Below are 15,611 nucleotides of genomic sequence, written 5' to 3'. Positions count from 1 at the left end.
TACATATGAGTATAGTAAATGGAATAAAATCCAAAGTAATAATATGGCTGTTTGGTACTAAAAAAAAGCACAGCGATATTGATTTGAAAAATATAAAATCAATACTTTTAAATCCTAAAGACTCTATTGGCGATACTTTAATGTCTTTTTGCTATGCAAGGCAGTTAAAAAAAATGTATCCTGATATAAAGCTAGGAATAGTAGTAACAAATAGAAATCTGGAATTTACTAAATTATGCAATGAAAATGAAAAAATAATAGATATTGCCGTGAAACGGAACGATGTACTTAAAAATCGTAAAAAGTGGGATGTATTACTAGACTTTTTAAGCAAGGAAAATACAAAGCGTATGATTTGGAAAAAAGTATTAAGTCCCAAAATTACAATGATTTTTGGAGAAAGTTACGAAGGGCATTATTATAACAGAAAAAATGTAAAAAATTATGATTTTGACTGTACTCCGCCTGTTGAAACGCATATTATAGATTATTTGATAAATTCTGAATTTTCTAAATATTTTGAAATAGAAAAACAAAAACCGCATATTAAACTTTTGGAAAAAGATATTGTAAAAATGGAAAAATTTTGGAAATATGATTCTCAAAGAGTTGAAGATAATAATAAAAAAGTAAAAATTTTATTAGTTCCGCAAGGAAGCGACAGAGAAATGAAGCCAGAAGAAATCGCTGAGCTATTAAATAATATTGAAAATGATAAAATAAAAAATGTGAAAATTATTATGGGTAAAACTGATGGAAGCAAAGAATATTATAAAAAACTAATCAGTTATATAAATAAAGATTTGGACATTTCCTTATCCAACAAATTTAACATTAAAGAATATGTTTTGTTTATGGCGACAGCTGACTTAGTAATAGGAGTGGATGGAGGGGCAGTTCACATAGCTTCTTCACTAAATAAGCCCCTTTTGAGCTTTTACGCAAACAATAAATACAATTTATGCAGATGGTCTCCTAAAACAACAGATGACAGCCTGCAAGTAATCTCAAAAACCATTGGAAACCACAATCAGACATATAATTTTTCACTGTCTGAACCAATAAAATGGTTAAATGCTCAAATTGAAAAAATATCTGAAACTAACTAGCCAATATAAATTTATTATTTAAGCATGCTTCAACGCCTCTTGGCAAATACGAGCAAAGCTTAGATATAAAATAAACTGGAAAGGGTTATGCGTTATCCTCGAACTAACGTAAATAATTATATCTGTATGAGGAATAAAAAGAATGAATAAAATAAACTGGAAATTTTATAGACCATATAGGGACAAACTGGTTGATAAAAAAAATGAAGTGCTAAGCCATATATTTGATAAAAAGAAAAAGAATATTAATCTTATGCCTTCAGAAATAAAGCGTATCTTATTTTTAAGGACAGATGGAAAAATTGGAGATTACATAATAAGCTCCTTCATCTTTCGGGAAATAAGAAAAAATTATCCCAACATAAAAATTGATGTTGTTGCAGACAAATCCCTCGAAAATTTGTTAAAGCTAAACAAAAACATTAATAAATACTACATTCTTGACAGGAAAAAGATGCAGGAGTGGAGAAGCATTGCAAAAACACTTGGGAAAAATAACTATGATGTCCTTTTTGATTCAACTGAAGGGCTAAAATACAAGCAAGTTTACCTTCTAAACAGGGTAAATGCAACCGTAAACGTTGGATACAACAAGGATGGATACCATATTTACAATAAAAACATAAAGCAGAACAATACTTTAAAAATGATTCAAATTTATAAGCAAATGGTGGAAAGTGTAAATATTGAAATAAAAGACACAAAATATGATGTTCCTGTTTCTGAAGAATCAGAAAAGAACGTAGCCGCATTTATTGAAGAAAACAATGTAAAAGGAAAGATAATAGCATTAAACTTTTTTGGAGCTTCAAGAGGGAGAAAGATAAACGAGGAAAATGCACTTGTTATAATAAAAAGGCTGGGGGAAATGTACAAGGATTATACAATTATAATTCTAGATTCGCCAAATGACAGGGAAACAATACATAATATCCTAAAAAAAACAGACAATAAAAATGTTTTATTCTTTGAAAAATCTAGAACCATCTTGGATTCTATATCAATAATTAAGAACAGCGATTTGGTAGTGTCGCTTGATACTTCGATTTTACATATTGCCGAAGGGCTGGATAAGAAAATAATGGCTTTTTATGGTCCGAAGATTAATAAAAATAAATGGCGTATAAGGGAAGAAGGCAATACATTAATTGATTATCCTGAAAATCGTATTAATGATGTAAATTTTGAAAAAATGTTTGATGAATTATGTCAAAAGAATACTTTGCCTGCTGTTTAGGAATTAAAAAATATGAAATAGGAGAATGCTGATGAAATTATCCGTAGGAATAATAACTTTTAATGAGGAAAACAGAATTGGGAAAACTTTGGATTCGGTAAGAGAAATAGCTGATGAAATAATAGTTGTAGACAGTGGAAGTAACGACAGAACTGTGGAAATTGCACTTGCGAAGGGAGCAAAAGTTTTTGTAGAAAAGTGGAAAGGATACGGTCCTCAAAAAAATGCTGTTTTAAAAAAATGCAAGGGTGAATGGATTTTGTTAATAGATGCTGACGAAGTAATATCGCCACAACTGAAGGAAAAAATAAAATCAATTATAAACAGTGAAAATCTATCAGGTGATGTTTACAAAATTAAACTGCGAAATATAGCTTTCAAAAAAGAAATAAAATTTGGGGGATGGGATGACTATGTAATCAGGCTATGGAAAAATGGAAAAGTAAAAATAAATAGCCGTGAAGTTCATGAGCAGTACCAGACTGACAGTCAAATAAAAAAAATAAAAGAAATGATAATCCATTATACTTATGACAGCATAGAGGAATTCCTTGAAAAGTTAAACAGATATACTTCACAAAGTGCCAAAGAATATATAAAAAAAGGTAAAAATCCAAGTTTTATAAAAATATATTTCAAGATGGTATTCAGGTTTTTAAGGATGTATATTTTCCAGCTGGGGTTCATGGATGGCTATGAAGGCTATCTGCTTGCTAAATACAGCTCCATCTATACAATGACAAAGTATACAAAGCTGCGGGAAGAATATTACAATAACTTAGGAAACGACACTTCTCTCGTTATTACTACATACAACTGGCCAAAAGCTCTGGAAGCCTGTCTAAATAGCGCATTAGAACAAACTGTCGCTCCAAAGGAGATTATAATTGCGGATGATGGCTCAAAGCAGGAAACAATAGATTTAGTAAAAAGATTTCAGCAAAGCTATCCTAAGAGCAATATTATTCACTCATGGCAGGAAGATAAGGGATTTCGGGCTGGAATGTCTAGAAACAGGGCGATAAGCAAGGCAACTGGAAACTACATAATAATAATAGACGGCGATTTGATATTAAATAGGCATTTTGTCGAAGATCATATAAAAAATATGCAAAAAGGATGCTTTATTCAGGGCTCAAGAGTGATAACTTCGCCAATTGCGGCAAAAGAAATAATGGAAGGCAAAAAAATAAATCTTTTTACTAAAGGTCTAAAAAACAATATGAATATGGTAAGAAACAAACTTCTTTCAAAAATTTTTACAAAAGTAGATAGAAATTTACGTGGAGTAAGATCTTGCAATATGTCTTTCTTTAAAGATGATTTAATTAGAGTAAATGGTTTTGAGGAAGAAATAGAAGGCTGGGGAAGAGAGGATAGTGAACTTGCTGTAAGGCTGTTTAACATTGGATGTAAAAAGAAAAAACTGAAGTTTGAGGCTTTGACTTGCCATTTATATCATAACGAAAATGACAGAAGCAGATTGAAAAAGAATGATGAATATTTGGCAAATGCAATAGAGAATAAAAAAACAAAAGCTAAGAAAGGGCTTGATAGATATGGAAGAAGTAACGCTGGTAATAACTAGCTGTGGAAGATTTGACCTGCTTGAAGAAACGCTTGACAGCTTTTTTAAATACAATACTTATCCAATTAAAAAGATAATAATTACAGAAGACAGTACTGAAGGGAAAAAATTGGAGAGATTAATTTCAAAATATAATAATAAAAATTTTAAACTTATAATTAATGAAACCCGATTGGGACAATTAAAGTCAATTGACAAGGCTTACCGTGAAGTCGATACCAAATATATTTTTCATTGCGAAGATGACTGGAAGTTCTTAAAAAAAGGGTTTATTGAAAAATCAATGGAACTGATGGAGGAAGATGAAAAAATTCTAGTTGTTGGACTACGTGATAAAAAAGATTTTGCAGAAGGTTTTTTCTATGACGAAGACTATATTTCTAAAAATGGCGAAAAGTATTATAGCGTAAAAGGTGAAATATTTACTTATAATCCGGCTCTAAGAAGAAAAAAGGATATGGATTTATTTGGGCTTCATGAAAAGCTGGAAAATCAAAGATATGAAGAGGTATTATCTGATTTTTATAAAGAGCGGGGATTTAAAACAGTATTTTTTAAGGAACCTTATGTAACTCACATTGGAAATAAAAGACATGTGCATTTTAGCAAAAATCGTAAAAACACTGTATTGAGCTTTAAAATTGACAGATTAGTAAAAAAAATCAGAGCAAAAATTTTAAAACTAAAAGGTAAATTATAATTTTATTTTAATAAATATTTTTTGTATTTTTTAGTTGTTATTTTTTTATATTTCGTATAAAATATAAGTAGAAATATTTGTAATAATTTCATTTTACTTCCAAACTCCTTTAATATCAAACTTAAAGATTAAGCAATCTTTAGCTTGACTGAAATATTTCTAATTTTTGAGTTTGCTTTTAAAATGATTTTATTATATAATTATATTGATTCAAAATTAAAAAGAATAAATATATAAATTCTTTAATTTCTACTGAAATGTAAAATTAATATTTATTAAAATAAAAAATAACTTTTGAAGTAAATATTCTTCAGTATTTAAGATAATTTTACTTATAGTAAATAAAGGATGGAAAAAATGATATATTTATTTTTGATAATAATTTTCTTGTTTTTCATATTTATTATTTATAATAAAACTAGAAAAAATTTCGTTTTGTGCCTTATGTATCACAGTGTTGACAGTGAAAAAGGGAAAGGTGGAATTTTTGTAGATGAATTTCAAGAACACATAAAATGGATAAAAGATAAAAAAACTTTTAAAATGGAAGAATTAAAGAATTTAAATTATACATTGCCACAAAATTCAATATTGATAACTTTTGATGATGGCTATAAAAATAATTACACTTTGGCTTTTCCAATTTTAAAAAAATACAATATGAAAGCAACAATATTTTTGAATACAAAATTTATTGGAGAAGATGAGGATTACCTCAATTGGGATGAAATCAGGGAAATGTATAAAAGTGGATTAATTGATTTTCAGCTTCATACACATTCACATCAATTAACAATAAAAGACATTGAAGTGCTTGATTTTTACAGCAATGAAAGTTCGCCGTATTTTAAAAGAGAAAGTTATAATTTGTTTTTTAAAGGAAATTATTCTCAAAAAAAAGATGCGGAAAAATTAAATGGACTTCCTGTATTTAAATTAAGAAGTAAAATTTCAATTCCTGGATACAAACCAAAGAAGGATTTTGTACAAAAATATCGAAATATTGCACAACTTCAGGAAAATAATAAATCTGAAAACGAAAAAAAGGAATTTTTGAATAAATTGTTTAAAGAAAAGCAAAATGAATTTTTTGACAAAATTAGTGAAGAAGAATTTAGAAAAAATGTAGAATTTGAAATTCTGGAAAATAAAAGGATTATTCAAGAAAAACTTGGAAAAACTCCAGATTGTCTGGCTTATCCTTGGGGACACCGATACAAAGGAAACCGTGAAGATATAAGAAAATTAGGAGTTGATGTATTTATTACTACAAGAAAAGGCGTAAACTCATTAAAACTTAATAAAAACTGGATTTATCGAGTAAGCGGAGACGATTTTAAAAGTTTTGATGAATTTAAAAGGGAGCTGACTGACGGTAGTGGTGTATATTACAGAAAATTACGAAATATTTTTGTAAAAAAACATTAATTAGACAATGGAGAAAAATAATTTGAAATTTATTTAAACCATTTTTAAATTTAAAGACTAAAAATTCAATATACCAAGGCTTTAGTAAAATATTTTAAAAAAGGTTTACATACAAGTAAATAACGAAAGGCAAATTAAATATATGAAAAAAATAAAATTAGATTTTGGTGGGATTCAAAAACTGAAAAAATATATAAAAAAATATTATATATTAATCATACTAAATCTTTTACTTGCAACAATATCATCTCTTGTTTCTTCAGCTCCAATAGCTTTGATAAAAAGGCTGTTTGATAAAGGTATTGCAGGAAAAAGTGAAAAGGATATTTTATATGCGGCAGGAGCAATGATAATGCTTGCGGCAGTTGGAGCAGTACTTATGTATTGGAATACAATTTTTTCAACTGTAATTTCATCTTCTATCTATAAGGACATAGTTACTGATATTTATAACAAGATACAGACTTTAGATATGGAATATTTTTCAAGCAAAAAAATAGGGGATATGATGACACGTGTCATGACAGACCCTAGCAATATAAATTCAATTATATTAGAGATTTTTGATATGATTTCTGAAATAATAAAAGTAGTCTTTTTTTTAGGAATAGCATTTTATATAGATTTTGATTTAACTTTAGGAGTCATGGTTGTTACTCCAATCCTTGTAATTACAGTAAGAAGATATGCAAAAAGGCTAAAGCGTTCAGGAAGGCAGCGGCAAGAGGCATTAGATGGGCTAAATTCCAAGTTGCAGGAAACATTGTCGGGGATTAGGATTATAAGGGCATTTGCTACAGAAGAGTATGAAATAAATAATTTTAAGAAAAAAAATAATAGTTTAAAGAAAATTGCTGTAAGATCTGCCAGATACAATGCGAAAGCTAATTCCATCATGGAAGCATTAAATTATATAATAATTGCACTTTTATTGATGTTTAGTGGATATCGCGTTTTGAGGGCAAAAAATTTTACGCCTGGAGATTTTATTACGATAATAGGTGCAATTTCATCAATGTACACACCTGCAAAAAGAGCTATGACAAGATTTAATGCAATAAGTGTAAATCTATCTTCAATTACAAGAGTTTCTGAAATTCTGGAAGAAATTCCAAATATTGTGAATAGGCCAAATTGTATAAAATTTGAAAATTTTTTAAATGATATAAATTTTGAAAATGTTGATTTTAAATATAAAGACAATCCTGAAAAAATATTAAAGAATATTAACTTAACCGTCAAGAAAGGTGAAACTGTTGCATTTGTGGGAAATTCCGGTGGCGGAAAATCTACGCTCGTCAATTTGATTCCAAGATTTTTTGATGTGTCTAATGGTTCAATAAAAATTGATGGCACTGATATTAGAAATTATGATATTAAAAGTCTCAGAAAAGCAATTGGAATTGTACCACAGGAAACCTTCTTGTTCGCAGGAACAATTCTTAGCAACATAAGATATGGCCGCCAAAACGCTACCAGAGAAGAAATAGTAGAAGCCGCCATGCAAGCTAATGCACACGAATTTATCGAAAGCCTGCCAGATGGATATGATACCGAAATTGGGGAACGTGGTATAAAACTGTCTGGTGGACAAAAGCAAAGAATTGCAATCGCACGTGCAATTTTGGAAAATCCACAGATCTTAATTTTAGATGAAGCTACATCAGCACTTGATAATGAATCTGAAAAACTAGTTCAGGACGCACTCGAAAAACTTATGAAAGGAAAAACTACATTTGTTATAGCTCATAGGTTGACAACAATCGAAAATAGTAATAAAATAGTAGTGATACAGAAGGGGGAAATAAAAGAAATAGGAAACCATAATGAATTATTAAGTAAAAACGGAATTTACAAAGCATTATATAATAAAAATTTTGATATAGCTAATAAAAAATAACAAAAAAACATTGTAATTCATTTATATAAATTATATTTTGTTTAAATAAATAAAAAGTTAGGAGAAGAGATATGAAGCAAATAAAAAGTGTCATTTTGTTCCTAATGTCAGTTGTATTAGTGGCATTTGGAAGCCAGGACTCAAAAAATCCAAAAAATATATTGAAACAGCTGGGAGATGAAACTAAAAAAGTCGGTGACAAAATAAAAGAAGTTAAAAAAGATGATAATACGGCAAAAAATAATACCAAGAAGGATGATTCAAAACAGCAGCCTGCACAGCAGCAACCTGCCGCAGCAGTAAATACGGCACAGCCTCAACAGCCTGCACCAAACACTCCTCAACAGCAGGTCGTACCACAGCAGCCTGTAGCAGATGCTAATCCAAATGCACAAAATCCAAGCGCAGCAAATGAAAATGGACTTAATGGGAAAAAATCCAACAAAAGAAACAGAAGAAACAATAACGGCTTATCTAAAGCACCTAAGCATAGCCGTCTGAAAAACAGCGATCCGTCTACAGAAGCGGCTCCACAGGAAAAACCGTCAAAAGTTAAATCACAGGATTCATCTCCAAAATCAACTGGAGGAAGCAGCAGCGGATCTGGAAGCGGAAGCAGTGGTGGAAGCAGTTCAGGAGGTTCGTCATCAGGTGGCGGAGATTCAAGCTCGCCAGAGTAGGACAGCTATATCAGAGGTTTATCTAGCAACTTTTTGTATTTACTGGGGTTAAGCAAAAAATCAAATTATAAAAGAAAGGCAGTGAAATTTTAGTATGTTTAGAAAGAAAAAGGAATTACAGGAAAATATAACCAAGGCAAATATAGATATTTTGGTATCTCTGCTCCCTATGCTGCTTGTGGCATTCTTCATCTATGAAACAACGCCACTTCTAGTAATTTTATCAGCAGTAGGGGCTTCGGAAGCTATAGACGTAATATTTTCATTGATAATACAGAAAAACAAAGGAACATTAAAGGATCTTTCAGGAATTACAATAGGAGCTTTGACAGGGCTTGTCCTTGCTCCGTTTACACCGCTTTATGTGGCGGCATTTGCAGGAGGAATGGCAACATTATTTGGAAAAGCTGTATACAGGGGAACAGATAAAAAGATTTTTAATCCAGTAATATTAGGGAAATTATTTGTATTAACATTTTTTCCAGCTGTTCTGGCTCCAAATTCACAAGCGTGGACTAATTCACAAGTGATGAAAATTTCAGGACAGAATATAACTGGCCTAACTTCATTTATTATAGTAGACAGAGGAATTATCGGAGAGCTTTCAATAGTTGCCATGGTTATAGGGGCAATATATTTAATCCTTAGAACAAAGATAACATGGCATATACCAGTATCATTCTTTGTTACCATTTTCTTCGGATACTATATTGCAGCGGCTTACAATATCAATGTAGTTACTACTCTTGGAGAAATTATTTTTATGGGAATTTTTGTATTAACAGATAGCTTTACTACCCCTAGACATGGACTTGGAAAAGTATTTTTTGGATTTTTAGCTGGACTTTCTACAATAATATTCTGGTTCTTAGGAATTAATACAGAATCAATTATATATTCAGTATTAATTTTAAACCTTTTTACAAGACCAATAAACACAATATTCAGGCCAAATGTATTTGGTGTCGAATCAGTTTCATTTGCTGAAATAATACAGGGAATTGGTTTTGCAATCATTATTGTGATACTTGTATTTGCTGTTTCGTATTTGCATACTTTTGGATTCGTGCCATATATTGTTTACATTTATGTAGTTTATGGAATATGGCGATTGTACAACAACAGATAAAAATAGGGAAGGCTTTTTATGAACTTTAATTTAAGTTTTTTAAATAAAATAGAAAAATTAAAAGATAAGAAAATAGATATTTTACAATCTGAAAATAATTTTTACCGCGGTGCAATTCCGTGGTTTTTATTATGTTCGGAAAAGAAAAAGATAATTTATATTTCCACATCCAACAGAAATTTGGAAAATTATCATGCAATGCTTGAAAATTATTATGAAACATCAGAAAAACAAAAGAATATTTTAACGGAAAAATTTAAAACTGACAAAAAAAATATTAAAGAAAGTAAAAATAAACTGGAAGATAAAAAAATAATTGATATTTTTGAAAACATCTCACAAAATAAGGAAGATATAACAGGAATAAATATAAGACTGCTAGATATTTTAAAAAATAAGGAAAAATTTGTTTTATTTGTGAATTTACAGATTACTTTGGATATTTTTTTTGAAAAAGTTAAGTTTTTTTCCTTTGAGATTGGAAAAGAATATAGTTTTACGAAAATTGTGGAATTTCTTGTGGAAAATGGGTATGAAAATTCATATTTGATTGAGAAAAAGGGGCAGTACAGCAGACGTGGGGATATTCTTGATATTTTTCCGCCAGATTTGGAAAATCCTGTTAGAATGGAGTTTTTTGGAGATGAGCTGGAAAGTATAAGGATTTTTGATATTGATAGCCAGATTTCTGTGGAAAAGATGGAAGAAATAAAAGTTTTTGGAAATTTGCTTTCTGGAAATAATTATGAATTGATAGAGCTTATTGATGAATTAAGGGCAGAAGACGTAACGATTGTTGTTGAAAATGAGGAATTGCTGGACTATAAAATGGAAGAGTTTATTTTGCTTGACAGAAGCCGTGAGGAAATTTATCGAAAAAGATATGAAAATCTGAAGAAAAAAAGTATTTTTGTGCAGACTAAAAATTTCTCGCAGGAACAGATTGAGACTTTCAGGGATAAAAATAGGCTTGAAAAATTGTCAAAAATTGAAGATATTTATATTTTTACGAATAACTATGAGAAGAAAATGGCTGAATTTGGACAAATTCTGACTGAAAAAGAAAACAATCTGGAAATTGAAAAATATGAGCTGTTTGAAGGATTTATCTTTAATGACAGTTCAGAAAATCTAGATACTAAAAATAGAAAAAATAATTTTATTGTGCTTACAGACAGGGAGCTTGACGGATATATTTACGAGCGAAAGAAAAAAACAGCAAAAGCTATAAAATATAAAAAAGTCAATCAGATAATCGAAGGTGACTATGTAATCCACGTTCAATATGGTGTTGGAATTTATAAAGGAATTCAGACAATGGAAGAGCGGGATTATTTGAAAATCAAATATGCTGATGAGGATATTTTGTATATTCCTGTGGAAAAGCTGGACAGACTTGAAAAATATGTGTCAAATGATACGGAACCGCAGTTATTCAGGCTTGGAACACGTGGATTTAAGCGAAAAAGAAAAAAGCTCGAAGAAGATATTCAGAAATTTGCAGCGGAACTTATCAAAATACAGGCACGACGGCAAAGCCAGAATGGTTTTGTGTATCAGAAGGATACTGTGTGGCAGGAGGAATTTGAGGCGAATTTTCCATTTGAAGAAACGGAAGATCAGAGAAATGCCATAAATGATGTGAAAAAGGATATGGAAAGTCCACAAATAATGGACAGAATTGTGTGTGGAGATGTTGGATATGGGAAAACGGAAGTCGCGATGAGAGCGGCATTCAAAGCGATTGACAACGGGAAGCAGGTTGTTATGGTAGCTCCAACTACGGTACTTGCAGAACAGCATTTTGAGCGATTTAAAAGAAGATTTGAAAATTATCCGATTACAATTGAAAATTTATCACGGCTTACGAAAAGTAAATCAAAGGACATTTTAAAAAATCTGAAAAGTGGAATTATTGACTTAGTTATTGGAACTCACAGGCTTCTAAGTGATGACGTGCAGTTTAAGAATTTAGGGCTTTTAATTATTGATGAGGAGCAAAAATTTGGCGTTAAGGCTAAGGAAAAGTTAAAATCTCAAAGGGAAAAGCTGGATGTGCTGACATTAACTGCGACTCCAATTCCACGTACATTAAACCTTGCGATGCTTGGAATCCGAGAGATTTCCATAATTGACACACCTCCAACAAACAGGCTTCCTATTATAACAGAAATTCTCGATTGGGATGAGGAAACAATAAAAATGGCAATACTGCGTGAACTGTCACGTGATGGGCAAGTTTTCTATATTTATAATGATGTAAAAAATATGAAGGAAAAATTGAAGGAACTGAAGGAAATGCTTCCAGATTTTGTAAAAATCGAATTTATAAATGGACAGCTTCCGCCAAAGGAAATTAAGGATAAGTTATTGCGTTTTGAAAATGGGCAGTTTGACATTCTGATTGCTTCAACAATTATTGAAAATGGAATTGATGTGGGAAATGCCAATACCATTTTGATTGAAAACTTTACTGGTCTAGGATTATCCCAGGTGTATCAGCTGAAAGGCCGTGTAGGGCGTAGCAACAGGCAAGGTTACTGTTATTTATTAAAAACGAGAAATATTACAAAGCAGGGACGCCAAAAGGAAGAAAGCATGCTAAAAGTGGAAGGGATAAAATCAGGAGGTTTTCAAATTTCGATGGAAGACTTGAAAATACGTGGTGCTGGGGAAATTTTGGGAGATAAGCAGCACGGAACGATAGAAACTTTTGGATATGATTTATACATAAAAATGCTAAATGAGGAAATTCGTAAGCAAAAGGGTGAGTTTGTCAAAAAAATTGAAAATGTAGAAATTATTCTGGATGAAAGAGGCTTCATTCCTGAAACATATATTGAAAAAGATGAAAGGCTAAATATCTATAAACGTTTTGCAATGCTGGAAACAGATAGTGAATTAACTGATTTGCTTGATGAAATTAGAGATAGGTTTGGAAAAATTCCAGAGCAGATGAAAAAATTTATTTTAAGCATTAAATTAAAATTATTTGCTGAAAAATATAAAATTCAGAGAATTTTTGAAATAAAAAATCATTTTGAACTGTACTTTTTGGAAAATGCACGAGCAGAGCAAAATGAATTAAATGAAAGAATTGAAATGAAGAAAGTTGTAAAAACTATTGATGCAGTAAGTCCGAAAGGGAAAAATAAAGAGGAGGATACAGTTGATAATCTTGTTGTAATGAAAGTTAAAAAAACAGATTTGTTGACTATTGTGAAATAAATTTATTGACAGCATATTTATACATGGAAATTAATTTTAAAAAAATCTTTTACTTTAATGGAAATAGATTTTATTTTAAAATTTTGAAATATATAAAAATTGTGGTAAAATTTATAAAGGAATTTATGTAAATCAAAAATTGAAAAGGAGAAAGTGGATATGAAAAAAATAGTATTATTTTGGGCAATATTTGGTATGCTGTTCTCAACTGGAATTGTTTTGGCAGAAACTACCACTACATTAAAAACAGAAAAAATAAAATATCCAAAAGGGATAAGAAATGTAACATCTGTAACTGAAGTCTTTGGAAATGGACAGCAGATTACACATATTATCATAGAATTTAATGACAAGGTAGTAAATTCACAGCTTTCACGAGATACTTTTGCCGTACCAGGCAGAACTGTGGAAAAAGTTTATTCAAATACCCAGCCTGAAAAAACAAATATTGTCAAGGATGGAAAATATGTAATCATCGAATTAAACCCAAAAGACAAGGAAGCCTCTTTGCGTGTGGAAGGTGGATCTGAAATAGGTTTTCAGATGAAAAAGGTAACTTCCAAAATAACACAGAAGGAAGACATCTTATTTACAAACGGAAAAAAAATGGAAAAAAGCATTGCAATACTTGAAAATAACAAGACAAAAAATTTAGTTGTAGAAAATTTCAAGCAGTTTGTGTTTAAAGATCCAAGAACTGGGACAAGTGTCAAATACAACCTGTATATTCCAAAAAATTATGACAGAAATAAAAAATATCCACTTGTACTGTTTATGCACGACATGAGTGTTTTAAGCGAAGATACGAAAACTACGCTTCTGCAAGGAAATGGAGCAGTTTCATTTGCAACGCCCGAAGAACAGTCAAGACATGAGGCATTCGTGCTAGCTCCCCAATATTCAAGACAAGTTGTTGATGATAACGGCGACATTACAAGCGATCTGGAAGCGACTGTCAATTTAGTAAGAGAATATCTTCCTTCCAAATACAGCATTGATACCAAGAGAATTTACGCTACCGGACAGTCAATGGGAGGAATGATGGCAATTGTCATGAATTCCAAGTACCCTGATTTGTTTGCCGCTTCGTATCTAGTTGCATGCCAATGGGATGACAAGGAAGTCGCGCCAATGGCAAAAAATAACCTATGGATCCTAGTTTCTACTGGAGATGCAAAAGCTTATCCGGGAATGAATGCTATCACAAGTGAACTTATAAAAATGGGAGGAACTGTGACAAGAGAAGCATGGAAGGGTGATTATGGAGAAGGGCAGTTTCTAGAAAGCACAAGAAGACTTGCCGCTCAAAAAACAAACATAAAATACACAACTTTGGAAAAAGGGACAAATCCATACTTGCCAAAAGATGCTAATCCAGGCTCTGAACATTCAGGAACATGGAAAATAGCATATAGCATCCCTGGTATCAAGGACTGGATGTTTTCTCAAACAAAACAGTGAACAGCATTAAAAAATTTTAAATAAATGAAAATTTAAAAGACAGGAAAGGAGAAGATATTGACTTTTAGTTATTTTAGTCCTATTCATATAGAAACTTTTATTGTGTCTATTTTATTTTGTATAATTTTATTTTACATTCCTAAATTTTTCAAAAATTTGGATATAAATAAGTACTCAACTTTTTTAGGATATTTTTTATTAATATTTAAATTCATCGACTCGATTTACAGGTTAATGTATCAAAACGAGCCGATAACTAATGTAACACCTGTACATCTTTGTAATTTTGCGGCAATTTTTGCAGGTCTATATTTGATTTTTAAAACAAAATTTTTGTATAATGCCGTATATTATTTGACTTTTGGACCAGTATTGGCATTAATTTTACCAGGAATAATATACTACCACGATAATTATTATGTTTATCTTTTTATGATAATGCACGCACTTATTGTTTTTACAGCTTTTTTTGGCTATACATATCTAAATGACAAGCCAACAAAAAAAGGATTTTTTCAGTCAGTAATTACACTGCTTTTAATATTCCTTTACGCGTTCATTTATAACTGGATATTTAAAGAGATAAATGCAATGTTTTTAAAAAGCCACATTATCCCACAAGTAAAGTTTATAAATCCAATTTGGCTATATGATATTGTTCTTATTCTTACAATGATATTTTTACAATTTTTGCTGTATTTGCCAGTTATGCAAAGAAATAAAAGATAAAATTGCTATAGAAATGTTAATTTGAAAAATAAATAGACAAGAAAAAAGTACACCACTGATATTAGTATTAATGTATATATATTTTAGTATTTTTAGGTGTACTTTTAATTTTTTCAATTTTTTATTCTGTTTCAGTTTGAGCCGCACTTTCCTCTTCAAATTTTTCTAAAATAACTTGTGTTATTTCGGCTCTTAATTCAGGTTTTATAGGATGAACAATATCCTTAAATTCTCCATTCGGCATTCTTCTCGAAGGCATTGCTACAAAAAGCCCATTTTGACCTTCAATTATCTTTAATCCATGAATGACAAAACTTTCATCAAATGTGATGTCAGCATACGCCCGTAATCTTTCATTGTTTTCCGTTTGTTTTCCAATTCTAATACGAATATCAGTAACTTTCATAAGTCTTCTCCTTGTT

The 15,611-nt window shown here is 30.6% G+C and carries 12 protein-coding genes; 11 read left to right on the top strand and 1 reads right to left on the bottom strand.

All coding sequences use genetic code 11. The annotated features are described in order from the left end of the window. Positions 1–5 precede the first annotated feature (5 nt). From FVE77_RS00210 to FVE77_RS00160, 11 genes are all read left to right on the top strand, one after another. On the top strand, positions 6–1,109 hold the full coding sequence (locus FVE77_RS00210) for a glycosyltransferase family 9 protein (protein ID WP_026745491.1): 1,104 nt from the start codon (positions 6–8) through the stop codon (positions 1,107–1,109). A gap of 142 nt (positions 1,110–1,251) precedes the next feature. After that, a complete protein-coding gene (locus FVE77_RS00205; RefSeq protein WP_026745492.1) occupies positions 1,252–2,346 on the top strand; it encodes a glycosyltransferase family 9 protein in 1,095 nt (364 codons plus the stop codon). Positions 2,347–2,377: 31 nt separating this feature from the next. Then, positions 2,378–3,934 (top strand): glycosyltransferase family 2 protein, encoded by a 1,557-nt coding sequence (locus tag FVE77_RS00200; RefSeq protein WP_026745493.1) that lies wholly within the window; start codon positions 2,378–2,380, stop codon positions 3,932–3,934. Next, complete coding sequence (locus FVE77_RS00195) at positions 3,906–4,634, top strand: glycosyltransferase (protein ID WP_026745494.1); 729 nt, start codon at positions 3,906–3,908, stop codon at positions 4,632–4,634. Before FVE77_RS00200 ends, FVE77_RS00195 begins: the two co-directional genes overlap by 29 nt. Positions 4,635–5,078: 444 nt before the next feature. After that, positions 5,079–6,062 (top strand): polysaccharide deacetylase family protein, encoded by a 984-nt coding sequence (locus FVE77_RS00190; RefSeq protein ID WP_232052929.1) that lies wholly within the window; start codon positions 5,079–5,081, stop codon positions 6,060–6,062. A gap of 142 nt (positions 6,063–6,204) precedes the next feature. Then, positions 6,205–7,962 carry an ABC transporter ATP-binding protein gene (locus tag FVE77_RS00185; RefSeq protein WP_026745496.1) on the top strand — a complete coding sequence of 586 codons (1,758 nt, stop codon included), beginning with the start codon at positions 6,205–6,207 and terminating at the stop codon, positions 7,960–7,962. 71 nt (positions 7,963–8,033) lie between these two features. After that, positions 8,034–8,642, top strand: coding sequence for a hypothetical protein (locus FVE77_RS00180; protein WP_026745497.1), 609 nt, complete (start codon positions 8,034–8,036; stop codon positions 8,640–8,642). A 94-nt stretch (positions 8,643–8,736) separates the two neighbouring features. Further along, entirely contained in the window at positions 8,737–9,771 is a 1,035-nt protein-coding gene (locus FVE77_RS00175; protein ID WP_026745498.1) for an RnfABCDGE type electron transport complex subunit D, read from the top strand. Positions 9,772–9,789: 18 nt separating this feature from the next. Continuing rightward, positions 9,790–12,999: a transcription-repair coupling factor gene (mfd, locus tag FVE77_RS00170; protein WP_026745499.1), complete on the top strand. Its 3,210-nt coding sequence runs from the start codon at positions 9,790–9,792 to the stop codon at positions 12,997–12,999. Positions 13,000–13,158: 159 nt separating this feature from the next. Then, positions 13,159–14,460 (top strand): alpha/beta hydrolase-fold protein, encoded by a 1,302-nt coding sequence (locus tag FVE77_RS00165; protein WP_026745500.1) that lies wholly within the window; start codon positions 13,159–13,161, stop codon positions 14,458–14,460. 57 nt (positions 14,461–14,517) lie between these two features. Continuing rightward, positions 14,518–15,189, top strand: a complete 672-nt coding sequence (locus FVE77_RS00160) for a YwaF family protein (RefSeq protein ID WP_026745501.1) — start codon at positions 14,518–14,520, stop codon at positions 15,187–15,189. Positions 15,190–15,310: 121 nt separating this feature from the next. Here FVE77_RS00160 and spoVG read toward each other — a convergent pair whose 3' ends face one another. After that, entirely contained in the window at positions 15,311–15,595 is a 285-nt protein-coding gene (gene spoVG / locus FVE77_RS00155) for a septation regulator SpoVG (RefSeq protein ID WP_026745502.1), read from the bottom strand. Positions 15,596–15,611 lie beyond the last annotated feature (16 nt).

Origin of the sequence: Leptotrichia hofstadii (assembly GCF_007990525.1) — a bacterium.
Lineage (GTDB): Bacteria > Fusobacteriota > Fusobacteriia > Fusobacteriales > Leptotrichiaceae > Leptotrichia > Leptotrichia hofstadii.
The sequence above is the reverse complement of the archived record's forward strand: the minus strand, read 5'-3'. Positions and strand labels throughout refer to the sequence as shown.